The organism is Streptomyces sp. NPDC093544 (assembly GCF_040683495.1).
GTDB lineage: Bacteria > Actinomycetota > Actinomycetes > Streptomycetales > Streptomycetaceae > Streptomyces.
Window position 1 is genome coordinate 222,996 of the sequence record NZ_JBFBEA010000004.1, and the last position, 25,267, is coordinate 248,262.

Genomic DNA, 25,267 nt, shown 5'->3' on the forward strand with positions numbered 1-25,267 from the left:
TCGCCCCCTCCGCCCCTACCCGTCCCGTATCTGGGGGCTTCGCCCCCAGCCCCCCCTCTGCCTGAACGGCCTCGTCCTCAAACGCCGGACAGGCTAAGAGCCCAGGTGCTTCTCCGCGAAGTCCAGTTCCAGGCGGACCTGCTTGATGCGTTCGTCCACGACCAGGGAACCGTGGCCCGCGTCATAGCGGTACACCTCGTGGACGGCGTCGCGGGCGGTGAGGCGGTCGACGTAGTTGTCGATCTGGCGGATGGGGCAGCGGGGGTCGTTGACGCCGGCCGAGATGTACACCGGCGCCTTGACCGCGTCGACGTACGTCAGGGGGGACGACGCCGCGAAGCGCTCCGGGACCTCCTCCGGGGTGCCGCCGAGGAGGGTGCGGTCCATGGCCTTCAGGGCCTCCATCTCGTCGTGGTACGCAGTGACGTAGTCGGCGACCGGGACGGCGGCGATACCGAGGGTCCAGACGTCCGGCTGGGTGCCCAGGCCGAGAAGAGTGAGGTACCCGCCCCAGGAACCGCCGGTGAGGATCAGGCGGTCGGGGTCGGCGAGTCCGGACGTCACCGCCCATTCACGGACGGCCGCGATGTCCTCCAGCTCGATGAGACCGACACGGTGCTTGAGGGCGTCGGTCCACTCGCGCCCGTACCCGGTGGAACCGCGGTAGTTGACCCGCACCACCGCGTACCCGTGGTCCACCCATGCCGCCGGGCCCGCCGCGAACGAGTCGCTGTCGTGCCAGGTCGGGCCGCCGTGGATGTCGAAGACCGTGGGGAGCGGGCCACTCGCGCCCGCCGGCTTCTGGACGAGGGCGTGGACGCGGCCTCCGGGGCCCTCCACCCAGACGTCCTCCACCGGGACGGATCCCGGGGACTTCAGGCCCGGCGGGTCCAGGACCACGGCGCCCGTCGTCGAGCGGACCACCGACGGCTCGGCCGCCGACGACCACAGGTACTCCACGGTTCCGTCGGGCCGGGCCGTCGCCCCCGACACCGAGCCGGGTGGGGTCGGCACGGGGATCAGCTCGTGGGACGCCAGGTCGTACTGCCACAGGTCGCTGCGGGCCTCGAAGCTGTGCGCGACGAGCAGCGCGGAGCCGTCCGGATACCACTCGGCGCCCACATCGCCCGGCAGGTCGAGGGCCAGCTCCGTCTCCTCGCCGGTCGCCACGTCCCACACCAGGGGCTCCCAACGGCCGCGCCGCTGATGCCCGATGAGCAGCCGCGTGTCCCCGTCGACCGGGGCGAAGCCCAGCACTTCCAGGCCCAGCTCGACCGTGCCGCCCTTGGTGTCGTCGAGCTCCGCAACCGCCGAACCGTCCGGGCGCAGCACCCGCAGCGCCGAGTGCATCGCGTCGCCGTGCTCGGTGTGCTCGACGGCGATCAGCGAGCCGTCGTGCGAGAGATCGCCGACACCGGCGGACTCGCGGTGACGGTAGATCTCCACAGGGGCCTCGCCGGCCCTGGCCACATGGATCGTCGAGCCGTCCTCGTCCGTGGAACGCCCCACGACAGCCGTACGCCCGTCCCGGCCGATCGCGAGTCCCCCGGGGTAGGAGGGCTCAAGTCCCGGGGCCGCGGGCTCATCGGGACCGTCGGACGTGTCCGAAGCATCGGACGTCTCCGAACCGTCAGAGGTATCAGAACCCTCGAAGCGCTGTCGGCGCCAGATGCCGAACTCGTCCCCGTCCTTGTCGTCGAACCACCAGATCCACTCGCCATCGGGCGAGAGCACCCCGTCCGTCGTGCCGTTCGCCCGGTCCGTGACCTGGCGCTGCTTCCCCGTCGCCCGGTCCCACGCGTACAGCTCGTACGTCCCCGTCGCGTTCGAGACGAACAGCGAGCGGTGCGGTGCGTCCTCCGCCCAGTCCGGCAGCGACACCCGCGGCGCCCTGAAACGCTTCTCCCAGTCCGGCATGGAACCGTCCTGCGGTGCGGTCGCTTTCCCCTGGATGGGCCCGTTGCTCTCAGTCATGGCCCCATAGTGCCTGGCCCGCCCGACAATCCGCTGCCGAGGTCCCCAGCCTGTGGATAACTTCCCGGCCATCGAGGACGCCATCGTGCGAAACGGTGCCGTACCCCGACGCCCGGCCCCGCCCGGCAGCCCCGTACCTTTGAAGTCGTGTACCGGTTCCTGCTGACGCCCCGCTGGTGGGGGATCAACGTCTTCGTGCTGTTGGCCATCCCCTTCTGCATCTTCATGGGCTCATGGCAGTTGGGGCGGTTCGAGGACCGGGTGCAGTCCAGCCGCGACGCGGACAAGCAGGTCGAGGCGGCCAAGACGGAAGCGGCGCGCCCGCTCGCCGAGCTGCTGCCCGTGGACAAGAGCACGTCCGGCAATCAGGCCATCGCGACCGGCCGGTACGCCGACCAGCTGCTCGTGCCGGACCGCGACGTGGACGACAAGCAGGGCTTCTACGTACTGACGCTGCTGCGGACCGACGACGGCAGGGCGCTTCCCGTCGTACGGGGCTGGCTGCCCGGCGAACCGGACCCGGCGAAGGTCCCGGCCCCGCCCACCGGCGAGGTCACGGTGACGGGTGCGCTCCAGGCGTCCGAGAGCCCGGGGTCGAACGGGGTGAGTGCCGTCGGCGGGCTGCCCAAGGGCCAGACCGGCGCGATCAGCTCGGCGTCGCTGGTGAACCTGGTTCCGTACAAGGTGTACGACGCGTGGATCACCCTCGACAAGGCCGACAGCGGGATGACCGCCGTTCCCGCGGTCGCTCCGCAGGACACCGGCCTGGACCTGAAGGCGTTCCAGAACCTCGGCTACACCGGTGAGTGGTTCGTCTTCGCGGGCTTCGTGCTCTTCATGTGGTTCCGGCTGCTGCGCCGCGAGGTGGAGTTCGCGCGGGACGCGGAACTGGGCCTGGTCCCGGAGGTCCCGAACGAGGAACCGGTACCGGACACCGCGCGTACACGGGTCTCGTAGGCCTTCCCGTACACCGGCAAGGCCTTCCCGTACACCGGTCTCGTAGACCTTCCGCAGTCTCTCGCAAAGACCCGCGGGAGCCGGCCCCTCGCAAAGGCCTGCGGGAGCCTGCTCAGGAGACCTCGGCCGCCAGCATCCCCGTGCGGTACACCGTCCCCGCGCACGCGTTGTAGACCGTCGTGCTCGCCGTGGCCGTACCCGTCTGATCCGTGTGCGAGATGGTGACGCTGCCGTCGGCCGCCCCGCCCTCCGTGACCAGCTGCGTCGAGGTGCCGCCGGAGTCCGTCGAGGTGCCCCCGGTGGTGGTGGCGTCCGTCGGGCTCGGGTCCGGCGTGGGCTCGCTGATGATCGGACAGGTCTCCGAGGGCACCCAGGCGAACTTCACGACGTACGAGACACCCGGCTGAAGTACCAGGGAGGCGACCTCCGTGGAGGGGTCGGGCAGGCCGGTGGCCGCGTCGCCCGCCACATGGTTCACCACGTTGACCTTGGTGGCGTCCGCCGCGCCCTGCTCGACGGTGCCCACGCTGCCCGCGCCGCTGACCTCGCACGGGGTGGTGGAGACGTTCGAGACGGCGAAGGAGCCGTAGATCGTGCCGGTGGAGTCCGGGTCGCCGAGGGTGCTGGTGGCGCCGAGCTGGGCCGGAGTGCACAGGGGCGCGCTCATCGATGAGGCTTCCGTCGGATTGACGCCGCCCGTGACTGCCCCGCCCCCCGCGTCCTTGCTCGCCTCCGGCGTGCTCGTCGGGCCTCCTTTGCCCGGGCTTTGGGCCGTGCCGGCGGAACCGCCCGCCGAACGTTCCCCTCCGTCCGCGGTCTTGCCCTGCCCGGAGCCGCCCTGTGTCTGCGAGCTGTTGCCCGCGATGGACGGATTGGCGTTCGATCCCGAGGCGTTCGAGACATGGAGAGCAGCCGGGACGGCGGTGCCGATGAAGAGCGCGGCGGCCGCCAGGCCGACCAAGGCCTGGCGCTTGCGGGCTCGCCTGGCCGGCACCGCGCGGCGCAGGTGATCCAGGGTCCCGTCGGTGGGTTCGATCTCCTGGACGGCCTGACGCAACAACAGCCGCAGCGCCCGCTCGTCCGAGCCGAACCCTTCGGAGTCGTGTCCGTCAGTGCCAAGGCCGGCGGAGCCGTGTCCGTCAGAGCCAAGACCGTCGGAGCCATGTCCGTCAGGACCGAGCCCTCCCGGGCCCTGCTGTCCCGTCGAGCCTTGCCCCGTCGAGCCCTGTCCCGCCGAGCCCCGTCCCTCCGGGCCAGCTCCGTCGCGGCCGTGTCCTTCGGGGCCGTGATTCACAATTCCGTTCCCAGCGTGCGATTGCTTGTGCTCTTGTTCGGGGCGCCGGGGTTCCCCGGTGCGCCCCTGCTCGTCGTACCCACTCATGCCGACGCCTCCATGGCAACACGGAGCGCCGCTATACCGCGCGAGCCGTACGCCTTGACCGATCCCAGCGACACCCCGAGCGTCTCGGCGACCTGGGCCTCGGTCATGTCCGCGAAGTAGCGCAGGACCAGGACCTCGCGCTGGCGGCGCTGGAGTCCCTTCATGGCCTTGATCAGCGCGTCGCGCTCCAACTGGTCGTAGGCGCCTTCCTCGGCGCTCGCCATGTCGGGCATCGGCTTGGAGAGGAGCTTGAGACCGAGGATGCGCCGACGCAGGGCGGAACGCGAGAGGTTCACGACGGTCTGCCGCAGATACGCGAGCGTCTTCTCCGGGTCGCGGACGCGTTTGCGCGCCGAGTGCACCCGGATGAAGGCCTCCTGAACGACGTCCTCGCAGGACGCGGTGTCGTCGAGCAGGAGCGCGGCGAGACCCAGGAGCGAGCGGTAGTGCGCGCGGTAGGTCTCGGTCAGATGGTCGACGGTGGTTCCGGCCGCCGTGCTGCCCTCGGCGCCGTCGCGCTGGTCCGGTATATGGGTGGGTCGCGCTGCGGGCATGGGCGCGATCACCGGCATGCCGCCGGGCGCACCGGGGCTACGGAGTCGGCGGGGCGGACGCAGGGCGCTGCCCCTTGTCTGTACCGCTGTGAAATCGAGTACCTCTGCCACGCCAGTTGGACACGCGTCCCCCCGTCAGGGTTGTACGCATCAGACGTCGCGTTTGCGTCAGGCACCCCTTTTGACAATGCGTCAAATGCCCTCATGCGTACCAGCTCATCCCCTATGTCCCGTTTTACCGCGACGCCCGACCACCCCTGAACGGCGACCGCAAAGACGCTCCCCGCCCTCCGCACGGTTGCGGAGGACGGGGAGGAAAATCTTCGAACGACTGGTGACTCGATTCAAGTGGTATGGACCATTACCTTCACCACACATCCGGCCGACCACACCGGCCACTTGAACGCCGGGAAGCCCATCCGGACGCACTGGCCACCTGAAGACCGAGACGTCCATGCAGACACACCGGTCACCTGAAGACCGGCACGCCCATCCGGATGCTCTCACCACACATCCAACACAGATCCTACAAACGAATCCTTCTGTCGCCACCAGGATTCCGGCTACCGGACACCTAAAACGCAGAACTTAAATCCTCGTGATCTCCGCCGCCACGAGCTCCGCGATCTGCGCCGTGTTCAATGCAGCACCTTTGCGCAGGTTGTCCCCGCAGACAAACAGTTCGAGTGCTGTCGAATCGTCCAGTGACCGGCGTACCCGGCCGACCCAGGTCGGGTCGGTGCCCACCACATCGGCGGGTGTGGGGAATTCACCGGCGGCCGGGTTGTCGAACAGCACGACCCCGGGCGCGGTGGCGAGGATCTCCCGCGCCTTGGCGACGGTGACCTCACCCTGGAAGCGGGCATGGACGGTGAGGGAGTGCGTGGTGACGACGGGGACGCGTACGCACGTCACGGCCACGGGAAGCGTCGGGAGCCCGAGGATCTTGCGGGTCTCGTTCCGTACCTTCATCTCCTCCGAGGAGAAACCGTCCTCGGCGAGGGACCCGGCCCACGGCACCACGTTCAGCGCCACCGGCTCCGGGAACGGTCCGGTGTTGTCCCCGACCGCACGCCGTACGTCACCGGGCTTGGTCCCCAGTTCCGTACCCGCGACCAGCGACAGCTGCTGACGCAAGGTTTCGATTCCCGCGCGGCCCGCCCCGCTCACCGCCTGGTAGCTGGACACCACCAACTCGCGGAGCCCGAACTCGGCGTGCAGCGCGCCGAGGGCCACGATCATGGAGAGGGTCGTGCAGTTCGGGTTGGCGATGATCCCGCGCGGGCGCACACGCGCCGCGTGCGGATTCACTTCCGGTACGACGAGGGGGACGTCCGAGTCCATCCGGAAGGCACCGGAGTTGTCGACGACGATCACGCCCTTGGCGGCGGCGATCGGCGCCCACTGGGCGGCGACCTCGTCCGGTACGTCGAACATGGCGACGTCGACCCCGTCGAAGGCCTCCTCCGTGAGGGCCACGACCTCGACCTCCTCGCCGCGCAGGGCCAGCTTGCGGCCGGCCGAGCGCGGGGAGGCGATCAGGCGGATCTCGCCCCAGATGTCCGCGTGCTGGGACAGGATCGGGAGCATGACCGTGCCGACGGCCCCGGTCGCACCCACGACCGCGAGCGTCGGCCGTTCGGTCCGCGCCCCGGTATGGGCACCGGTACGGGCCATCAGCGGCCCGTACCTCCGTACGAGTCGTACGAGGGGACGGTCATCGTCCGGTGCCTCCGTAGACGACGGCCTCGTCGCTGTCGGAGTCGAGCCCGAAGGCGGAGTGCACGGCGCGCACGGCCTCGTTCACGTCGTCGGCGCGGGTGACGACCGAGATGCGGATCTCGGAGGTCGAGATCAGCTCGATGTTCACGTTGGCGTCGGTCAGGGCCTCGAAGAAGCCGGCCGTGACACCCGGGTTCGTCTTCATGCCGGCGCCGACGAGCGAGATCTTGCCGATCTGGTCGTCGTAGCGAAGCGAGTCGAAGCCGATGACGCCCTTCGCCTTCTCCAGGGCGTCGATGGCCTTGCGGCCCTCGGTCTTGGGGAGGGTGAAGGAGATGTCCGTGAGACCCGTCGTCGCCGCGGACACGTTCTGCACGATCATGTCGATGTTGATCTCCGCGTTGGCGATGGCGCGGAAGATCGAGGCGGCCTCACCGGGCTTGTCCGGGACGCCGACGACCGTGACCTTGGCCTCGGAGGTGTCGTGAGCGACACCCGAGATGATGGCCTGCTCCACCTTCTGGTCCCCTTGCTGCTGTGTCTTACGAACGGGTGGTTCGCTGCTGACCCAGGTGCCCTGAAGTCCACTGAAGGACGAGCGCACATGGATCGGGATGTTGTAGCGGCGCGCGTATTCCACACAGCGGTGGAGCAGCACCTTGGAGCCGGAAGCAGCGAGTTCCAGCATGTCCTCGAAGGCGATCCAGTCGATCTTCTGGGCCTTCTTGACCACCCGCGGGTCGGCGGTGAACACGCCGTCCACGTCGGTGTAGATCTCGCACACCTCGGCGTCGAGGGCCGCCGCCAGCGCGACGGCGGTCGTGTCCGACCCGCCGCGTCCGAGCGTGGTGATGTCCTTCTTGTCCTGCGAGACGCCCTGGAACCCGGCGACGATGGCGATGTTGCCCTCGTCGAGCGCCGTACGGATACGGCCCGGCGTGACGTCGATGATCCGCGCTTTGTTGTGGACCGAGTCGGTGATGACACCCGCCTGGCTGCCCGTGAACGACTGGGCGCTGTGGCCCAGGTTTTTGATCGCCATGGCCAGCAGCGCCATGGCGATCCGCTCTCCCGCGGTCAGCAGCATGTCGAACTCCCGCCCGCTGGGCATCGGAGACACCTGCTCGGCGAGATCGATCAGTTCGTCCGTCGTGTCGCCCATCGCGGAAACGACCACGACCACCTGGTGGCCGTTCTTCTTCGCTTCCACGATTCGCTTGGCGACACGCTTGATGCCCTCGGCATCGGCTACGGAGGAACCTCCGTACTTCTGCACGACAAGGCCCACGTGCGCTCCTCGATCAATCCGTCTCTGCACCGCACAACTGCGGTCGGCTCAGTCTAACGAGCGGCCGGAATTCCCCTCCGGGGTATCGCATCGTGAGATGTCCCGCCCACGAAGTGATCACCCGGTCCGTCAGGTCAGCGAAGTCCTCCGGCCGCTCCGGAACGGCACCTGCCCGCAGCGGGGACCGACCACTCGGGAAAGTGCGCCGCGTCACACTCGGGCGGCCTGACGGGCGGCGCGGCACCGACGTACGAAGGCCCCTACGACGTCGTCCTCCTCGACCTCGGCCTGCCCGACACCGACGGCCTAGGCGTCTGCAAGGCGCTGCGGGCCCGCGGCGACGTCCCGATCATTGTGATCAGCGCGCACAGCGACGAGACGGACCGGGTGGTCGGGCTGGAGCTCGGCGCGGACGACTACGTCACCAAGCCCTTCGGCGTACGCGGGGTCATCGCGCGGACAAGAGCGGTGATGCGGCGCGCACAGCCGCGTAACGACGCTTCTTCGACGACAGCCCCTGATCAGTACGGGGCGCGCCTGACCATCGACCGCAAGGCCGCCCGCGTACGCCTCGACGGCATCGACTCCCAGCGGATGTTCGTGGCCGAAGCCTCGCACCAACTCCGACGCCTCTCGCGGCGTTGCAGCTGTCGCTGGACAACATCGCGGACGGGGCGGACGCCTTCTTCGTACGAGAGGACGTGAAACAGGCGACTGCCGAGGTGGTTCGGATGTGTCGGAAGCGGAGAAGTGCCGTGCCTTTGACCGCTTCTGGCGCGGCCAGGGCCTGACCGGGCGCTCCGGCTCCGGCCACGGCCTCGCGTCGTCGAACAGCTGGTGACGGACGACGGCGGGACCGTGGCGTTGCGGAACGCTCCCGGGGGCGGCCTGTGCGTCGCGGTCAGCTTGCGGCCGGCAGCACCGAGGAGTGGTGGTTTTCGATCAGCCAGTGGCCGTTCACCTTCTCGTACTCGAACGTGTAGCGCGCCTCGACGGTGCTCACCACGCCGGTATCGGGATCGGTGAGCTGGAACTCGTAAAGCCCCGTGTCGATGGCCTCGTTGTTGTCGAGAACTTTGATCACGGTCTGGACCTTCGTGGCCACGGGCTTCTTGGCGAGGAAGCCCTCCATGTAGTCGATGATCCCCGCGCGGTCCGTACGGATTACGGGCGAGAGGGTCGGGAGCAGCACCGCGTCGCTCGCGTACCGGTCTGCGACGACCTCCGGGTCGCCCGTGGCCAGCGCGGCTTTCCAGCCGTTGAAGAGGCCGGCGATCTCCGCGTTGGTGGGCTTGGTGCTCTTCGCCTCAGGGCTGGCCGTGCTGACGCCGGCGGTGATGGTGCCTGCGGCGATCAGGGCCGCGGCGGTGGCTATGACCGCGCGGGTCCGTATGTGACGCATCACAACTCCTGTGCAGGTTAAGTTAGTTGCTCCCGCTTGGTGCCTTCCGGGAGCGGTTCCACTTTCCTCTTGTACGGGCAAAGACCCGCCCAGGAAACGATCAGCGGATGGCCAAGGTTTCCTGAGGATTCAGCGTCAGCCCCGGTCCGGCGCGACCGGCCGTGACGGTCAGCCCACGGCCGAAAGCAGAGAGGCGTGATGGTTCACAATGAGCCACTTGCCATCATGCTTCTCGTACTCGTACGTGTAACGCGCCTCGACGTCACGCCGCTCGCCGATATGCCACCTCAACTCACCTTCAGGCTTGGTTGGTTGGGTTGATTTTCACCAGACCAGAACCAATGGTGAGGAGCTCGGGTCTCGGGGCTCAAGCTCCGGACTGAGCTGCGGAAACGAACGCCGTCCAGGCGGGGGCGGTGATGTACAGCTCGGGGCCCGTGGAGTTCTTGGAGTCGCGGATGTGGACGGTCGTCTGGGGTGCGGGGAGGGCCACTTCGACGCAGTTGCCGCCCTCGTTGTCGCTGTAACTCGACTTGAACCACTGCAACTGCTCGGTCATGGCTGATCCACCATCCGTTCGAGGAAACGGGCCGACTCAGCGGGGTTGAGAGCCTCCGCTCGGATCATGCTAAGCCGCTCCATCACCCGGCTGACAACCTCCGGGTCGGCCGTGAGATCGCTGGCGAACGGGCCCTCCGCGAAGGCGAGTCGCTCGTGTTCGCGGGTCTCCAGCAGCACCATGGGCCCCATGAGCGCGTCGCTGATGGCCCGCTCGAAGGGGAGCACCTGCAACACGACGTTGCGCAGGGAAGCCGATACGAGCAGTCGGTGCAACTGCTCGGCGTTCACCTGAGAGCTGCGCAGTGCCGCCTCGTACAGAACGAAGCTCAGGCCCACCGGCGGCTTCCGGTCCGTGAGGATGGCCTGCCGCTCCATGCGTGCCGCGATCCGCTCCTCCACGGTCTCCTCGTCCAGGGGCGGATAGCGGTTCTCGATCAGTGAGCGCGCGTATGCCTCGGTCTGCAACAACCCCGGGATCACGGTGACCTCGTACGACCAGAGGCTGATCGCCTGCTGCTCGTACAGCATGAAGTCCTGCGCCCGAGCCGGAAACGGCTCCCTCTTCACGTACTCCTTCGCCGCGCTGAGCAGCCCCTCCGCCCGGCACAACTCATCCGCCGCGTCGAGCACACGCGGCGTCGGCATCCGTACGCCCTGCTCCATGGACTTGATGGTGTCGGGCGAGTAGTTGGCGGCGGCGCCCAGTTCCTCGCGGGTGACGTTCGCCTTCGTGCGCCAGCGTTTCATCTGGTTGCCGCTGTAGCGCCAGGTGCCCGGCGACGGCTGTGAGTTGGAGTTGTACTGGACTGACACAGCGGCCACCTCCGACCGATACACCCCGGCGTGTATCACCTCAGTCGCTACCGAGCGTAGCCCGCCACCCGCCACCGTGTGACCATGACGAACGCAATCCCCCACCATCGCCCGAACTGGGTCCCCCTCGCCGGCCACCAACTCCGCGTGTCCGGCATCTACTTCGACGCGATCCGCATCCAGGGCGTACGCGGGGAACAGGTCGCCACCGACCTCATCGAGGCGGCCGACGGGGATGCTGGGCCGGTGGTCTGCGAGGCGGTCGGCTTCCGGTGGATGTACTTCCTGCTCGCGCCTGGCACGGCAAAGGCGCACGAATGGCCGCTGGGCGTACAACGCTTCGGCGGAGCCGGGAGCCGTACGGTCACGTACATCGGGATCCCTGCGCTGGACGGGAACACTTGGCCGTTGAATTGGTACAGCGAACCGACGGCTACGGCGCCTTACGTGGAGGCGGGGCGACTGCGGGCCGTGCTGGACCTGGCCAAGTTGTAGGTCCTGACGGTCGCTACGCACAGCGATGGCCGTTCAGGCGCCCCTTCATCCCCGTACATGCGGTGTGGGGCGCAGCGTAGTCGCCGCGCCCCACACCGCACGCTCAACTCATCGACGTACGAAGGAAGATGAGGGCTCATCGGATGGGTTACTTGACCGTCCGCAACCCCAGTGGTTCCGCGATCTCCTCTGCCATGACCTTGCCCGCTTCCTCCGCGAGGGCGTCCTCGCCGAGGTCCTGGTCGGTGTCGAGGCCGTCCAGTTCTTCCAGGGGCTGGTTGAGGCGGACGTGGGCGACCACGGACTGGAGGGCGCGGAGGGTTGCGGAGGCGGTGGAGCCCCAGTTGGAGAAGTAGGAGAACTGCCACCACCAGAGGGCTTCGGTGGTGCGGCCGGCGCGGTAGTGGGCCATGCCGTGACGGAGGTCGGCGATGACGTCGGCGAGGTCGTCGGAGATACGGGCGGGCACCGGGGCCTTGCGCGGCTCGTAGGGGTCGAAGACCTCCGAGTAGACGTCGATCGGCTCCAGCATCACCGCCAGGCGCTCGCGGATGTCGTCCACGTCGGGCTCCGGGCCCAGGTCGGGCTCGTAGCGCTCGTCGGGGAGGATGTCCTCATGCGCGCCGAGGCGGCCGCCGGCCAGCAGGAGCTGGGAGACCTCCAGGAGGAGGAAGGGGACCGCCGAGTCCGGCTCGTCGCCCTTCGCCACCTCGGAGACGGCGACCAGGAAGCTCTCTACCTGGTCCGCGATCTGGACCACGAAGTCGTCCGGGTCCTGACTGGTCGCGTGCAGTGTGGCGTCAGACATCTAGGAGTCGTCTCCCCTCGAAGGCGCGGCCGAGCGTGACCTCGTCCGCGTATTCCAGATCGCCACCCACCGGGAGGCCGCTGGCCAGGCGGGTGACCTTGAGGCCCATGGGCTTGATCATGCGGGCGAGGTACGTGGCCGTGGCCTCGCCCTCCAGGTTCGGGTCCGTGGCGATGATCAGCTCCGTGACCACGCCGTCGGCCAGGCGGGCCAGGAGTTCCCTTATCCGCAGGTCGTCAGGGCCGACACCCTCGATCGGGCTGATCGCGCCGCCCAGGACGTGGTACTTGCCCCGGAATTCGCGGGTGCGCTCGACCGCTACGACGTCCTTCGACTCCTCGACCACGCAGATGACCGACAGGTCGCGGCGCGGGTCGCGGCAGATGTTGCACAGCTCCTCCTGCGCGACATTCCCGCAGGTCGCGCAGAAGCGGACCTTCGCCTTGGCCTCCATCAGGCACTGCGCGAGACGGCGGACGTCCGTCGGCTCGGCCTGGAGGATGTGGAAAGCGATCCGCTGCGCGCTCTTGGGACCGACGCCGGGGAGCCGCCCCAACTCGTCGATGAGGTCCTGGACCACGCCTTCGTACAACGGACTGCCTTTCCTGGATCCTCACGTGCGTGCTTCGGCGGTACGTACGTACCGTAGTTGGCCGTTGCCCCTCTTAGTAAGGCAGGCCACGTCTCAGAACGGCACGCCGTGTCTCAGAACGGCAGGCCGGGGATACCGCTGCCGCCGCCGAGGCCCTGGGCGAGCGGGCCGAGCTTCTGCTGCTGGAGTGCCTGCGCGTTCTCGTTCGCCGCCTGGACCGCCGCGACGACCAGGTCCGCGAGGGTTTCGGTGTCGTCCGGATCGACGGCCTTCGGGTCGATGACCAGGGCCCGCAGCTCACCGGAGCCTGTCACCGTCGCCTTCACCAGGCCGCCGCCCGCCTGGCCGTCGACCTCGGTGCGCGCGAGTTCCTCCTGCGCCTTCGCGAGGTCCTGCTGCATCTTCTGGGCCTGCTGGAGCAGCTGCTGCATGTTGGGCTGGCCACCACCGGGAATCACGATCAGCTCCTGGTTTCGTACGGCTGTGAGGACGGCTGTCAGTACGGCTGTGAACACCGCTGTCAGTACGGCTTTGAGTACGGGGTTTCCCCCGTCAGCACGAGCCTACGTGGTCCGCGGGTCCGTCGCTCAAGCACTCTTTCGAGTGAGATGGTCCGGAAGCCTATACCTGATCAAGCCCCACTTCCGGTCGGAAAAGCGGTGAAACCTGGGCCATCGCCACCCATTGGGCGGTAAGAAGGGGGCGACGCTCCTGCATCATGCGTCACGTGACGTCACGGAACGTCATCACCGTCGTCAGTAGGGAGTGCCGGGTGAGCCAGCCGGAGATGCAGCCCGAGGGGCCGCCCCAGGACGGCCGGGGCGGGCCGGGCGGGCGCGACGACGGCGCCGCGGGGACCCGGCCGGGCGGCGACCTGACCGGGCGGCCGTTTCCGCTCGGGGACTGGGGTGAGCCCGCGGAGCGGCTCGACGAGCTGTACCGGTGGGTGGAGCGCGGGGCGCTCGACACGGCCTCCTGGTATCTCGCGGACCGGGTACGGAAGCGGCGCGGGGCGCGGGTGCTGCGGGGCGGGGCGGCGCTGGGCGCTGTCGCCGGGGCCGCGCTGCCGCTGCTCGACCTCACGGGCGTGGTCGGCGGGGTTGCTCCCTGGGGGTATCTGGCGCTGCTGCTCGGGGGCGCGTGCGTCGCGGGGGACCGGTTCTTCGGGGTGACGTCCGGGTGGATAAGGGACGTGGCCACGGCTCAGGCGGTGCAGCGGCGGCTCCAGGTGCTCCAGTTCGACTGGGCGTCCGAGAGTGTGCGGGAGGTTCTGGGGCCGACGGAGGGGACGGCCAGTGAGGCCGCCGACCGGTGTCTCGGTGTCCTGCGGCGGTTCTCCGACGATGTGACGGAGCTGGTGCGGGCCGAGACGGCGGACTGGATGGTGGAGTTCCGGACGGGGTCGGCGCCGATGGGGATCCAGTCGTCCCTGGCCGGGTCGCCCCGGCCCGAGGGGGCCCCGCCGGGGCGGCTCCCGCTGCCGCCGGGGACCCGGCCGAACATGCCCCGGCAGCGGCCGCCGGAGCCGCGGTGAGGGGTGGGGTGGGGTGGGGTGGGGTGGGGTGGGGTGTTTTTTCGCCCCCTCCGCCCCTACCCGTCCCTTGTTCCGGGGGCTCCGCCCCAGACCCCGCTCCTCAAACGCCGGAGGGGCTGATCAGACCTGCGGCGCCGGGAACGCCACCGGGCTCCTCGCCCCCGCCCGGCTCACCGCCCGTACGCCGAAGAACACGTTGTCCTTGGAGATGTCGACCTCGTAGGTCGACACGTCGCCCGCGGGGATCACGTGGGTCCACTCGGGGGCCGTCGTCTCGCGCCAGACCACCTCGTAGCCGGCGAGGTCCGGCTCGGGGCCGCGAGTCCAGACCAGCTTGGTGGAATTGGTCAGGGTCGACGTGATGATCTTCGCGTCGCGCGGGGTTCCCGGGGCCTGGGCCAGGGTCCACAGGGCGGCGCCGTTGACCCTCGCCACCCGCGTGATGAACGCGAAGTCGCAGAACTCCGGGAGGTCGCCGAACTGTTGGCCGTTCGCGTCGACGCGTACGTCCTGGTGCTGGTGGGCGAAGTCCTCGGCGGGCTCGGTGAACCGGGCGGCGGGGTAGGCGCGTTCGAGGAAGGGGATGTGGTCGCCGCCCCGGCGGTAACGGTCGCGGCGGTAGATGACCCGCACATGCATCCCCGTCGCGTCGTTGTCACCGACATCCCTGACGAACCTGGCCAGTTGACGGGAGGGGGAGTCGTTCTCACCGCCGACCGAGCGGCGCGTCGCCGCCTGCGCCGGAGTCTCCGAGCTGGGCACGCCCTCCGCGAAGAGGCGGATGGTGTACGGGTCCCGCGTGCCGTCGTCCGCGGTGGAGCTGCCGATGATGTCGTTGGTGAACATGCCCTGGACGTCCACACCGGCCGCCTTGTACTGCTGCGCCATGTACGTGGCTCCGTACAGGCCCTGCTCCTCCCCCGCGACCGCCGCGAAGACGATCGTCGAGGCGGGGCGGCGCCTGGCCAGCACACGGGCGAGTTCCATCGCCACCGCCACCCCGGACGCGTCGTCGTCCGCGCCCGGCGCGTCCGAGGTGGCGTCCATGAGGTCGGTGACGCGTGAGTCGTAGTGGCCGGAGACGACGTACACGCGCTCCGGTGTGACCGAGCCGCGCAGGGTCGCGACGACGTTCGTGATGCGGGTGGGGGTGGGGACACCGGATGCCGGTTCCTGGACGTACGACTGGAGTTCGACCGTCATCCGGCCACCCGAGTCCGCCGCGTACGCGCGCAGCTCCGCCGCTATCCAGTCACGCGCCGCGCCTATCCCCCGTACCGGATCGTCCTGCGACGAGAGGGTGTGGCGGGTACCGAAGGAAACCAGCTTGCGGACGGTCGCCTCGATACGGGTGCGGTCGATCTCCTTGAGGAGGGCGCGGAGTTCACGGGTGGGAGGCTGGGCGGTCGCGGGCGGCCGGGAGCCTGAGCCGGCGGACGCTGCCTGTGCCGGAGGAGCCGTCGCCCCCAGCGTCACCGCACCCGCCGCCGTCGCGGTCAGGACCGATCTCCTGCTGTGGCGCATGCGTCCTCCTGAGGCTGAGGTCAACCGCTGGGCTACCACCGCAATGGTTGTGTACGCGACAAGCCTCGGGCAAGGGGGCCTCGAGGCGGTCCTTGAGGGAAACCCGGGCTCAGCCTGAGGCGCCGTCAGCCGCTCTTCGTGTACGTCAGTGACTCGCCCGAGTCCGTGTTCACCCGGCGCAGGCTGCCGTCCGGGAGGAGTGTGACCTCGGAGGCGGCGCCCGGGGAGCAGGCGGTGGCCGGTTCACCGACGGTGACCTCGGAGGGGCCGATCTCCAGCGGCCCGTCGGCGGTCGGGGCCCCGGTCAGCGCGGCCTGGAAGACACAGTGGTACGTGCCGTTGCCGGCCGGGCCGTCCGCGGTGAGCGAGAGGACCGTGTCACCCACCTCGCCCTGCTGGATGACCAGTTGGCGGGTGTTGGAGCCCGAGTCGTTGTCGATGCCGGAACTCCAGGTGCCGAGGTACGCCTCCGGAATCGCGCCGCCCTCGGGTGCCTGCGTCGTGGGCGAGGCGGTTGCGGTGTCGGCGGACGGCTCGGGTGTGGTCGGGCCGGGCGTCTCGGGCGCGCTGGAGGCGGGCGACGACTTGGAGTCGTCGGTCGTGTCGTTCCCGCTGCCGCTCATCAGCGCGTAGACAGAGCCGCCCGCGCCGAGCGCGACGACCAGGGCCACGACGATCAGGGCCGCGGTGGACCGACTGCTTCTGCCCGCGGGGGCGGGCTGCGGGGCGAAGGGAGAGAAGGGGGGAACTCCGGGGCCGTACGGGGGTGTTGGCCCAGGCGGCTGGATCCAGCCGCCCGACTGCGGATAGCCGTACGCGGGATGCGGGGGTTGCGCGGGGTGCGCCGACGGCGGCTGCTGCGGCTGCGGGTACGCATGCGGGTGCGGGTGCTGCTGGGGATAGCCGTACGCGGCGTGCGGGGTGGCCTGCGGGGGCGGCGGGGGCGACGCCTGGCCCGTACCGGCACCCGGACCCGTGCCCGTCCCCGCGATCATCGTGGGCAGGTGGTTCACGGGAGCGGGCCGTCCCGGCGGGGGCGGGGTCGAGCCTTCCTCGGACGGGGTGGGGGCGTGCTCCGGCGAGGTCCGGGGAGGGGTGGCAGGTCCCGGCCGGGGCGCGGACGGCGGCTTGGACAGGTCCGGGGCCGGGGCCGGTGCCGGAGCGGAGGCCGATGCCGGAGCCGATGTCGGGGCGGCCGGGACACGTCCCAGCCGTGTCGTCGGGGCCCCCGACCCCGGCCCCTCGTCCGGGTCCTCCGTGTCCAGCAACTGCACGGCATGACGACCGAGTTGGGCAACCAGCGCACTCGGCAGCCAGGGATCGCGCGACCGCCCGTCCGAGACGGTGTCCTCCGCGCCGGTCAGTTCCAGGATCTCGCCGAGGCCGGGCCGGGCGGCGGGATCCTTGCGCAGGCAGGCGCGTACGAGGTCGGTGAGGCCCTCCGGCATCCCCTCCAGGTCGGGTTCCTCCTGCGCGATGCGGAACATCATCGCGTGCACACCGGAGTTGGCCGTACCGAAGGGAAGGGCGCCCGTCGTGGCGTAGGCGAGGACCGAGCCCAGGCAGAACACGTCGCACGCGGGCGTGATGCGGTCACCGCGGACCTGCTCGGGGGCCATGAACCCGGGCGAGCCGACGAGCGCGCCGGCGCGCGTGAGGCCGCTCTCGGTCACGGTCTCCAGGGCGCGCGCGATCCCGAAGTCGATGACGCGGGGCCCGTCGATGGTGACAAGGACGTTCGAGGGCTTGAGGTCCCGGTGGATCAGCCCCGCGGCGTGGATGTCCTGAAGGGCGTGCGCGAGCCCGGCCGCGAGGATGCGTACCGACCGCTCGGGGAGTGCCCCGTGGTCGTGGCCCACGACGGTCTGCAGGGTGGGCCCCGCGACATAACCCGTGGCCAGCCAGGGGATCGCGGCCTCGGTGTCCGCGTCGAGGACGGGCGCCGTCCAGTACCCGCCGACCCGCCGCGCGGCCAGCACCTCCTGCCGGAACCGCGCCCTGAACTCCTCCTGCTCGGCGAGTTCCTGGCGCACCAGCTTGACCGCGACCGTACGCCCCCGGTCGGACCGGGCGAGATACACGTGCCCCATCCCACCGGTACCGAGCCGCGCCAGCAGCCGATACGCCCCGATCCGCTGCGGATCCCCCACTCCGAGCTTCTCCATGGCTGCGCCCACCCTCCCCCGTACCAGTGCGACAGCCTGAGGATAGTGCGGCCGTACGGGGAGGCGGGCGGGGCGGTGTCTACGGTTCCGTAACGGGGTGTTCCGTTTCTGTGACACCCGGAGCGCCGGCCGTGGTCATGGCGTCCAGCGCCGCCGACAGGCGTTCCAACACCCGTACGGTCTCCGCGAATCCGTCCTCCCCAAGGGCCTCGGCCGGCCGGTCGGCCAACTCCGCGTGGCCGGGGCCGACCTCGGTGCACCTCGCCCTCGTACGCACCGAGGAGCCCGAAGCCCTTCGCGGGCGAGACCGGCGGTGCGGGCGAGACCGGCGGTGCCGCCCGCGGATGGCGGCGACGGATGGCGGCGACGGGGACGCCCGCGTCGACCGACGCCGGGAAGGGCTTCCTCCCTGTGAAGCCCCCCTCGAAGCCCCCGCGAAGCCCCCGTGAAGCCCGACAGACTGTCGCGGAAAGCCCCCGACCGCAGACAAGACGCCGATGTCGCGGCCGTGCCGTGGACATTTACGCTCGGCGCATGACCCCTCAGCCCAACCCCCAGGTCGGCGCCGCCGTGAAGGCCGCGGACCGTGCGCACGTGTTCCACTCCTGGTCCGCGCAGGAGCTCATCGACCCGCTCGCCGTCGCCGGTGCGGAGGGGTCGTACTTCTGGGACTACGACGGCAAGCGGTATCTGGACTTCACCAGCGGGCTCGTCTTCACCAACATCGGGTACCAGCACCCGAAGGTTGTCGCCGCGATCCAGGAGCAGGCCGCGACCCTGACCACGTTCGCGCCCGCCTTCGCCGTCGAGGCACGGTCGGAGGCCGCACGGCTGATCGCCGAGCGGACACCCGGCGACCTGGACAAGATCTTCTTCACCAACGGTGGCGCGGAGGCCGTCGAGAACGCGACCCGCATGGCCAAGCTGCACACCGGCCGTCCGAAGGTCCTCTCCGCCTACCGCTCGTACCACGGCGCCACCTCCGCCGCGATCAACCTCACCGGCGACCCCCGACGCTGGCCGAACGACAGCGGCGCGGCGGGCGTCGTCCACTTCTGGGCGCCCTTCCTCTACCGCTCCCCCTTCCACTCGGAGACCGAGCAGCAGGAGTCGGAGCGGGCGCTCCAGCACCTTGAGGACACGATCGCCTTCGAGGGCCCGGGCACGATCGCGGCCGTGATCCTGGAGACGATTCCGGGTACGGCGGGCATCATGACGCCGCCGCCGGGCTACCTCGCGGGTGTGCGCGCGCTGTGCGACCGGTACGGGATCGTCTTCGTCCTGGACGAGGTCATGGCCGGGTTCGGGCGTACGGGCAAGTGGTTCGCCGCCGATCACTACGACGTGACGCCGGACCTGATCACCTTCGCGAAGGGCGTGAACTCCGGGTATGTGCCGCTGGGCGGTGTCGCCATCTCCGGAGCCGTCGCGGAGACCTTCGCACGGCGGCCGTACCCCGGCGGTCTGACGTACTCCGGGCATCCGCTGGCCTGTGCCGCCGCGGTCGCCACGATCAACGTGATGGAGGAGGAGGGGATCGTCGACCAGGCCGCGCTGATCGGGGAGACCGTCATCGGGCCCGGGCTGCACGAGCTCGCCTCGCGGCATCCGAGCATCGGTGAGGTGCGGGGTACGGGGGTTTTCTGGGCCCTTGAGCTGGTGCGGAACCGGGAGACCCGGGAGCCGCTGGTGCCCTACAACGCCGCCGGGGCGGACAACGCCGCCATGGCCGCGTTCGGCGCCGCCGCCAAGGCGGGGGGCCTGTGGCCCTTCATCAACATGAACCGCACCCATGTCGTGCCGCCGTGCAACATCACCGAGGGTGAGGCCAAGGAGGGGCTCGCGGTGCTGGACGAGGCGTTGGCTGTGGCGGACGAGTACGTGGTGTGAGGGGGGATGATTTTCGCCCCCTCCGCCCCTTCCCGTCCCTTGTTCCTGGGTGCTGCCGCCCCCAGACCCCCGCTTTCGGCGTGAACGGCCTCGTCCTCAAACGCCGGACGGGCTGAAACGGGGCGGCGGGGGCGAAAACTCTCCCCTTACACTCCACGGCGTATGGTGACTGGCTCCGAGACATACGCGACAAGGGGAGCCCGACACCATGCCCGGCACCGGCGGCAATGGCGCCGTAACCCGCAGCACCTTGCGCCAGCAGATCGCGGACGCGCTCCGCGACGAGGTGCTGGCCGGCCGCCTCCAGCCGGGCCAGGCGTTCACGGTGAAGGAGATCGCCGAACAGTACGGCGTCTCCGCGACCCCGGTCCGCGAGGCCCTGGTCGATCTGTCGGCGCAAGGCCTGCTCGAGGCGGACCAGCACCGCGGCTTCCGGGTGCGCGAGTACTCCCCGGCCGACTACCGCGGCATGATCGAGGCACGGAGCCTCGTCACGGACGGCATCTTCCGCTCCATCACCGTCGGCGTCATGACAAAGCCCCAGGATCCCCGCGTCGCCGCCGCCCTCGCGGGCGTCCGCCGCCGCGGCGAGGAGGCCCAGCGCGCCGCCGCCGCCGGTGAGCTGAACATCCTGATCGGCTACGACCTCCGCTTCTGGCGCGAGCTGAGCGGCCTCTTCGGCAACCCCTACCTCGCCGACTTCCTGCACCGGCTGCGCATCCAGTCCTGGGCCTGCGCGGTCCAGCACCTGCGCCAGGTTGCCGACCTCAAGGGTCACCTGTGGTCGGCCCACACGGAACTGGTGGACGCCCTCGCCCGCCGCGACCCGGCCGAGGCGCACGCGATCGTGACGGCGTACAACGCGCACTCGCTCGCGCTGATCGAGCGCCTGGCCGCCGAGTGACACGCTTGTCCGCCGACTAAGCCGAGTAACTGGTCTGCCCGGAGGGCACAGCACCACCACGACCGGGAAGCCAACTTGCGCACCGAGGCCTGACCAAGACCGCCGCGCGCATTACGCTTCCCTGACCACCGTGCACACCAAGGAGCTAGAGGAGCCGTCTGTTGGCCTGTGACCTGTGGCTGGTCCCGCTCGTCGACGTGTTGTGCCACACCCCCGACAATCCCTTCGCCGAAGAACTCGCGCTCTACGACAAGACGCTGGCGGAGGCAGGACTCCCGCCGGTCCCGGTGTACGCGTACATGCCGGGCCTGTCCGGCGACGTGGCCCCGGTCGCGGGGTTCGACTACGACGCCCTGCACTTCCTGCGCCGTGCGTACCTGCTTCAGATGTGCGGCCTTGCGGTGACGCCCGTGGACGAACTCGGCGGCGACTACGAGCAGTTGCTGGAGATGTTCGGGACGAACGCCCAGCAGTCGCACCTTGTCTGGCACTACGACCACGCGGGCGCGTACGTCCCGGTCGACTTCCCGCACCCTCTCGCCAACGACGAACTCCTCGCGGGCGGCGGCCCGCTGGGTTCCTCCCAGACGCTCCTGCGCGAACTCGAATTCGTAGCCGCGTCGATCGGCATCGACCCGGCCAACCCACCGGCCGCCCCCCAGCCTCCCGTGGCCCCCACGGACCTGGAGGAACCGGCGGCACCCGCCCCTTACGACGCCAGCCCCTTCGCCCGCGAACGCCACGTCTGGCTGGGCCTGCACGCGGCCGCGACGCGCAGCCTGGCACAGGGGTCGATGATCATCTTCAGTTGAGACGGCACGGTGGACGCGGGCCGGGCCGCTCATGGCCCGGCCCGCGTTCGCATTGCCCCCGCAGACGCATCCGCGTCCGCATCCACATTGCTCAGCGGAGCTGGGACAGGCCCGTCTCGAGGTCCTCGCCGTTCATGATCGGGGAGATCTCGATCTCGGCGTTGAACTGGGTGAGGAACGGTTCACCGACGGGAGGTATCTCGGAACTGTCCTTCATGTCGAAGAACAGGAGGGCGGTACGGCGGCCGCCCAAGGGCCCGAAGTACGCCGCCTCCGGCTTGAGATGGTCCACGATCTCCTTGATCAGCTCCGGCATCTTGCCACTGCGGATCAGTTCGTTCGACTTCTCCGTGTCCAGCGTGGCTTTGAGCAGAACGCGCATCGCACTCACCTTCTCCTTGTCGACTTCTCCTGGTCGACGCACGTGCGTTTGCGTTTTCAGCGTATGCCCGTTATGCGAGGTACGCCCACTCTTGCGGCTGGAGCGCGGAACGCACAGAAACGGAGGCCCTGGTTCACCGGGTTTGACACTGCCTGACCGTCAACAACTGACGTCATTCGCCACAGAATCCACAGTATGCTCACAGTCCTCCGGTCCGATCATCAGCACGACAAGCCCCTGACCGGCCGACCTTGCTGTCAGGAGCATGCCACCGCCATGGACAAGTCGCCCCCTGGACCTGCCACCGACAGACCGGCTACCGACGCCGGGGCCGAGCGAGCCGCACCCGCCCGCGATCCATGGTGGGACAACGCCCGGTTCACCTCCGCGACACTGATCGTGATCCTGCACTCCATGGGCAGCATCATGACCCGGGTCGATGTGCTGCACTCGTTCCACGTCGCCAGCTGGGCCTTCCGGGTGCCGGCCTTCGTCATGCTGGCCGGGGTGTTCAGCAGCGCGGGTCCGCTCAGCTCCCGCTCCCTGCGGTCCCTGTTGCAGAGCATCGTGGTGCCCGCGGGGATTTTCAGTCTGCTCTTCTCGCTGGAGAGCTACTGGCTGGGGTCCAAGTTCGTTCTCCATGTCGTCCAACTGCCGTGGACGCTGTGGTTCCTGATGTCCCTCTTCTGCTGGCGGCTGCTGCTGCCGCTGGTGGTGCAGCTGCGTCACCCGCTGCTCATCACCACGGGCGTCGCGCTGGCCGTGGGGTACATCGACGAGTTCGGAATGCTCTACTCCGCGAGCCGGACCCTCGTCTATCTGCCGCTGTTCTACCTCGGCTGGCGGATCGGCCAGGGCCATCTGAACGCCTGGTTCAACAGCCGCTGGAGCCTGCCCGTGGCGGTCGCCGGAATGCTGGCCGCCGGCGCTGTGGGGTGGCTGTGGCACCGGGACATCAAGGGCAACTGGCTGTCGATGCGCCACCATTACACCGCCGCCGACCCGATGAGCCTGGAATGGGCCTGGGTCATCCGGCTGCTGGTGCTGGCCTCGGCCGCGGCCCTTGTCCTGTGTCTGCTGCGGCTGATCCCCCGGCGACGGCTGCCGCTGATATCCACGCTGGGCGCAGGCGGCTTCACCATCTATCTGCTGCACCCGCTGGTCATTCTGCCGATCCGGGAGCAGGACCTGATCTCCCGGGTGAACACCCGGGTCGAGATCGTCGGTCTGCTGCTCTGCGCGGTCCTGCTGGCGATGGTGCTCGGCTCCCCGCCGGTCCGCAAACTGGTCCAGCCGCTGACCCGGCCGCCCATGGGCTGGCTGTTCGCCCCTGCCCCGCCGCGTCAGCAGCCGGTGTACTCGGCGGCGTCCGCGACCGTCGCCACCGCCACGTTGACGCTGCAGGCAACGCTTCCGGCGCCACGCGGTACCGCCGACGAGCAGCGGGCCACAGCCCCGGCCACGAGGCCGTAGCCGGGGTACGAGGCTCGCTTCGTGGATCCGCGACTCCAAAACCCGGCGGCCCACCCTCACTACTCCCGTAGCACGAGGTCCGACTCCGTGGGTGAACGGTCAAGCCCTGCTCTCCGCGCCTCCTGAACTACTCACCCAGGAGGAACCAGACCAGGAGCGACAGCGCGAGCGACCCGGCGCCGAACGCACCTGTCGCGAGCAGGTTCAAGGGCTGACCGCGGCGTGCCCTGGACCAGAGTGCCCAGGCCTTGACGAGTGCCATCGCCACTCCCATGATCACCACGAATGCGAGGAGAATCACGCGCAGTACGTTCAATTCGGTCCACATCAGGCTGACCAGAAACACGATGGCCGCAACGGTGAGCAGGGCATCGAGCGCGAGCACCATCAGGACTCGGCGCGGCACCGGGATCGCTTTCGGTGGTTCAAAGGGCGCGGCCATCTGGTCGACTCCTCTTGGCCGTTGGGGCGACGACCGCGCCCCGGGTCGGCCGAAGCCTAACCGGGGCGCGCTCAACGGTCGTACCGGCGGTACTGGATGAACCGCCGTACCAGGTGAACCGCCGTACTAGATGAACGAGTTGATCTCGATCGTCTCGTCGCGGCCCGGGCCGACGCCGATCGCGGAGATCGGGGCGCCGGACATGTCCTCAAGTGCCCTGACGTAGGCCTGGGCGTTCTTCGGGAGGTCGGAGAAGGACTTCGCCTTGGTGATGTCCTCGGACCAGCCCGGGAGGGTCTCGTAGATCGGCTTCGCGTGGTGGAAGTCGGTCTGGGAGTACGGGAGTTCCTCGACACGCTTGCCGTCGATCTCGTATGCCACGCAGACCGGGATCTCCTCCCAGCCGGTCAGCACGTCCAGCTTGGTGAGGAAGAAGTCGGTCAGGCCGTTGACTCGGGTCGCGTAGCGGGCGATGACCGCGTCGAACCAGCCACAGCGACGGTCGCGGCCCGTCGTGACACCCCGCTCGCCGCCGATGCGGCGCAGCGCGTCGCCGTCCGCGTCGAAAAGCTCGGTCGGGAACGGGCCCGCGCCGACCCGGGTCGTGTAGGCCTTGAGGATGCCGATGACGCGGCTGATCTTCGTCGGACCGACGCCCGAGCCCGTGCACGCCCCGCCCGCGGTGGGGTTCGAGGAGGTCACGAAGGGATACGTGCCGTGGTCGATGTCGAGCAGCGTGCCCTGGCCGCCCTCGAAGAGGACGACCTTGTTGTCGTCGAGCGCCTTGTTGAGGAGCAGCACGGTGTCGGCGACGTACGGCTTGAGCCGGTCCGCGTAGGTCAGCAGCTCCTCGACGACCTGGTCGACCTCGATGGCGCGGCGGTTGAAGACCTTGGTGAGGAGCTGGTTCTTGCCGTCGAGGGCCGCTTCGACCTTCTGCGTCAGGATCGACTCGTCGTACAGGTCCTGGACGCGGATGCCCACGCGGTTGATCTTGTCCGCGTACGTCGGGCCGATACCGCGTCCGGTGGTGCCGATCTTCCGCTTCCCGAGGAAGCGTTCCGTCACCTTGTCCACCGTCACGTTGTAAGGCGTGATGATGTGCGCGTTTGCGCTGATCAGGAGCTTGGACGTGTCGACGCCTCGCTCGTTCAGTCCGTTCAGCTCGGCGAACAGGACCGACGGGTCGACGACGACTCCGTTTCCGATGACCGGAGTGCACTCCGGTGTGAGGATTCCGGAAGGGAGGAGGTGGAGGGCGTACTTCTGATCGCCCACGACTACCGTGTGGCCGGCGTTGTTGCCGCCCTGGTAGCGCACCACATAATCCACGGAACCGCCGAGCAGGTCCGTGGCCTTTCCCTTACCTTCGTCACCCCACTGAGCACCGAGCAGCACAAGTGCGGGCACGCGCGTACACCCCTTCCGGGCGGGGCATGTCCAAGGTCGGGGACGTACGCGGCTGATTTCTGTGCACGGCTGCGTATGCCGGCGACCTTCTTTGGCCGCGACCTTCGGACCGGATGCCCCGGAATAGACCAAGCCCCTGGCGCAATAGCGCAAGGGGCTCTTGCACAAAGATGCTACCCGAGGA

General features: G+C 69.3%; 23 protein-coding genes and 3 pseudogenes. 8 read left to right on the top strand and 18 right to left on the bottom strand.

The annotated features are described in order from the left end of the window. Window positions 1-93: 93 nt before the first annotated feature. A complete protein-coding gene (locus tag AB0N66_RS07200) occupies window positions 94-1,974 on the bottom strand; it encodes a prolyl oligopeptidase family serine peptidase (protein WP_365429860.1) in 1,881 nt (626 codons plus the stop codon). A gap of 147 nt (window positions 1,975-2,121) precedes the next feature. On the opposite strand from AB0N66_RS07200, the gene AB0N66_RS07205 reads away from it, so the two are divergent. Continuing rightward, window positions 2,122-2,931: an SURF1 family protein gene (locus tag AB0N66_RS07205; RefSeq protein WP_365429862.1), complete on the top strand. Its 810-nt coding sequence runs from the start codon at window positions 2,122-2,124 to the stop codon at window positions 2,929-2,931. Window positions 2,932-3,043: 112 nt separating this feature from the next. Here the strand turns inward: AB0N66_RS07205 and AB0N66_RS07210 are convergent, their stop codons facing one another. From AB0N66_RS07210 to AB0N66_RS07225, 4 genes are all read right to left on the bottom strand, one after another. Then, window positions 3,044-4,225 carry a hypothetical protein gene (locus AB0N66_RS07210; protein WP_365429864.1) on the bottom strand — a complete coding sequence of 394 codons (1,182 nt, stop codon included), beginning with the start codon at window positions 4,223-4,225 and terminating at the stop codon, window positions 3,044-3,046. An 83-nt stretch (window positions 4,226-4,308) separates the two neighbouring features. Next, a complete protein-coding gene (locus AB0N66_RS07215; protein WP_365429865.1) occupies window positions 4,309-4,977 on the bottom strand; it encodes a SigE family RNA polymerase sigma factor in 669 nt (222 codons plus the stop codon). 477 nt (window positions 4,978-5,454) lie between these two features. After that, complete coding sequence (locus tag AB0N66_RS07220) at window positions 5,455-6,543, bottom strand: aspartate-semialdehyde dehydrogenase (protein WP_365429867.1); 1,089 nt, start codon at window positions 6,541-6,543, stop codon at window positions 5,455-5,457. 40 nt (window positions 6,544-6,583) lie between these two features. Then, window positions 6,584-7,876: an aspartate kinase gene (locus AB0N66_RS07225; RefSeq protein WP_365429869.1), complete on the bottom strand. Its 1,293-nt coding sequence runs from the start codon at window positions 7,874-7,876 to the stop codon at window positions 6,584-6,586. Between the two features lie 225 nt (window positions 7,877-8,101). On the opposite strand from AB0N66_RS07225, the pseudogene AB0N66_RS07230 reads away from it, so the two are divergent. Then, a pseudogene (locus AB0N66_RS07230) lies at window positions 8,102-8,812 on the top strand (response regulator); the annotation flags it as partial. On the opposite strand, the gene AB0N66_RS07235 reads toward AB0N66_RS07230, so the two are convergent. The 4 genes and pseudogenes from AB0N66_RS07235 to AB0N66_RS07250 form a co-directional block, all read right to left on the bottom strand. Continuing rightward, window positions 8,778-9,281 (bottom strand): SgcJ/EcaC family oxidoreductase, encoded by a 504-nt coding sequence (locus AB0N66_RS07235; RefSeq protein WP_365429871.1) that lies wholly within the window; start codon window positions 9,279-9,281, stop codon window positions 8,778-8,780. The pseudogene AB0N66_RS07230 and the gene AB0N66_RS07235 overlap by 35 nt on opposite strands. 165 nt (window positions 9,282-9,446) lie before the next feature. Further along, window positions 9,447-9,554, bottom strand: a pseudogene (locus AB0N66_RS07240) (DUF4440 domain-containing protein); the annotation flags it as partial. Between the two features lie 91 nt (window positions 9,555-9,645). Next, window positions 9,646-9,837, bottom strand: coding sequence for a DUF397 domain-containing protein (locus AB0N66_RS07245; RefSeq protein WP_365429873.1), 192 nt, complete (start codon window positions 9,835-9,837; stop codon window positions 9,646-9,648). Then, window positions 9,834-10,652 (bottom strand): helix-turn-helix transcriptional regulator, encoded by an 819-nt coding sequence (locus AB0N66_RS07250; RefSeq protein WP_365429875.1) that lies wholly within the window; start codon window positions 10,650-10,652, stop codon window positions 9,834-9,836. Before AB0N66_RS07250 ends, AB0N66_RS07245 begins: the two co-directional genes overlap by 4 nt. Before the next feature lie 78 nt (window positions 10,653-10,730). On the opposite strand from AB0N66_RS07250, the gene AB0N66_RS07255 reads away from it, so the two are divergent. After that, complete coding sequence (locus tag AB0N66_RS07255) at window positions 10,731-11,147, top strand: hypothetical protein (RefSeq protein ID WP_365429877.1); 417 nt, start codon at window positions 10,731-10,733, stop codon at window positions 11,145-11,147. 148 nt (window positions 11,148-11,295) lie between these two features. On the opposite strand, the gene AB0N66_RS07260 is transcribed toward AB0N66_RS07255, so the two are convergent. The 3 genes from AB0N66_RS07260 to AB0N66_RS07270 form a co-directional block, all read right to left on the bottom strand. Next, a complete protein-coding gene (locus tag AB0N66_RS07260; RefSeq protein WP_365429879.1) occupies window positions 11,296-11,955 on the bottom strand; it encodes a DUF5063 domain-containing protein in 660 nt (219 codons plus the stop codon). After that, on the bottom strand, window positions 11,948-12,547 hold the full coding sequence (gene recR, locus AB0N66_RS07265) for a recombination mediator RecR (RefSeq protein WP_365429881.1): 600 nt from the start codon (window positions 12,545-12,547) through the stop codon (window positions 11,948-11,950). Before recR ends, AB0N66_RS07260 begins: the two co-directional genes overlap by 8 nt. A gap of 113 nt (window positions 12,548-12,660) precedes the next feature. Then, complete coding sequence (locus tag AB0N66_RS07270) at window positions 12,661-13,005, bottom strand: YbaB/EbfC family nucleoid-associated protein (protein WP_365430236.1); 345 nt, start codon at window positions 13,003-13,005, stop codon at window positions 12,661-12,663. A 314-nt stretch (window positions 13,006-13,319) separates the two neighbouring features. Here AB0N66_RS07270 and AB0N66_RS07275 point away from each other — a divergent pair, with 314 nt between their 5' ends. Beyond that, complete coding sequence (locus AB0N66_RS07275) at window positions 13,320-14,081, top strand: SLATT domain-containing protein (RefSeq protein WP_365430238.1); 762 nt, start codon at window positions 13,320-13,322, stop codon at window positions 14,079-14,081. 120 nt (window positions 14,082-14,201) lie between these two features. Here the strand turns inward: AB0N66_RS07275 and AB0N66_RS07280 are convergent, their stop codons facing one another. From AB0N66_RS07280 to AB0N66_RS07290, 3 genes and pseudogenes are all read right to left on the bottom strand, one after another. Next, a complete protein-coding gene (locus AB0N66_RS07280; RefSeq protein WP_365429883.1) occupies window positions 14,202-15,605 on the bottom strand; it encodes a M20/M25/M40 family metallo-hydrolase in 1,404 nt (467 codons plus the stop codon). A gap of 125 nt (window positions 15,606-15,730) precedes the next feature. Then, window positions 15,731-17,770, bottom strand: a complete 2,040-nt coding sequence (locus AB0N66_RS07285) for a protein kinase (RefSeq protein ID WP_365429885.1) — start codon at window positions 17,768-17,770, stop codon at window positions 15,731-15,733. A 79-nt stretch (window positions 17,771-17,849) separates the two neighbouring features. Continuing rightward, window positions 17,850-18,020: pseudogene (locus AB0N66_RS07290) on the bottom strand (MarR family transcriptional regulator); the annotation flags it as partial. 284 nt (window positions 18,021-18,304) lie between these two features. On the opposite strand from AB0N66_RS07290, the gene AB0N66_RS07295 reads away from it, so the two are divergent. From AB0N66_RS07295 to AB0N66_RS07305, 3 genes are all read left to right on the top strand, one after another. Continuing rightward, window positions 18,305-19,660, top strand: coding sequence for an aspartate aminotransferase family protein (locus AB0N66_RS07295; RefSeq protein WP_365429887.1), 1,356 nt, complete (start codon window positions 18,305-18,307; stop codon window positions 19,658-19,660). A gap of 208 nt (window positions 19,661-19,868) precedes the next feature. Further along, entirely contained in the window at window positions 19,869-20,564 is a 696-nt protein-coding gene (locus AB0N66_RS07300) for a GntR family transcriptional regulator (protein ID WP_365429889.1), read from the top strand. Window positions 20,565-20,725: 161 nt separating this feature from the next. Further along, a complete protein-coding gene (locus AB0N66_RS07305; protein WP_365429891.1) occupies window positions 20,726-21,376 on the top strand; it encodes a hypothetical protein in 651 nt (216 codons plus the stop codon). Window positions 21,377-21,467: 91 nt separating this feature from the next. On the opposite strand, the gene AB0N66_RS07310 is transcribed toward AB0N66_RS07305, so the two are convergent. After that, window positions 21,468-21,758, bottom strand: coding sequence for a hypothetical protein (locus AB0N66_RS07310; RefSeq protein ID WP_365429893.1), 291 nt, complete (start codon window positions 21,756-21,758; stop codon window positions 21,468-21,470). Window positions 21,759-22,034: 276 nt separating this feature from the next. Between AB0N66_RS07310 and AB0N66_RS07315 the strand changes: the two genes are divergently transcribed. Next, entirely contained in the window at window positions 22,035-23,231 is a 1,197-nt protein-coding gene (locus AB0N66_RS07315) for an acyltransferase family protein (RefSeq protein WP_365429894.1), read from the top strand. Between the two features lie 127 nt (window positions 23,232-23,358). Here the strand turns inward: AB0N66_RS07315 and AB0N66_RS07320 are convergent, their stop codons facing one another. Next, on the bottom strand, window positions 23,359-23,673 hold the full coding sequence (locus AB0N66_RS07320; RefSeq protein WP_365429896.1) for a hypothetical protein: 315 nt from the start codon (window positions 23,671-23,673) through the stop codon (window positions 23,359-23,361). A 126-nt stretch (window positions 23,674-23,799) separates the two neighbouring features. Beyond that, window positions 23,800-25,083 (bottom strand): adenylosuccinate synthase, encoded by a 1,284-nt coding sequence (locus AB0N66_RS07325; protein WP_365429898.1) that lies wholly within the window; start codon window positions 25,081-25,083, stop codon window positions 23,800-23,802. Between the last annotated feature and the right edge of the window lie 184 nt (window positions 25,084-25,267).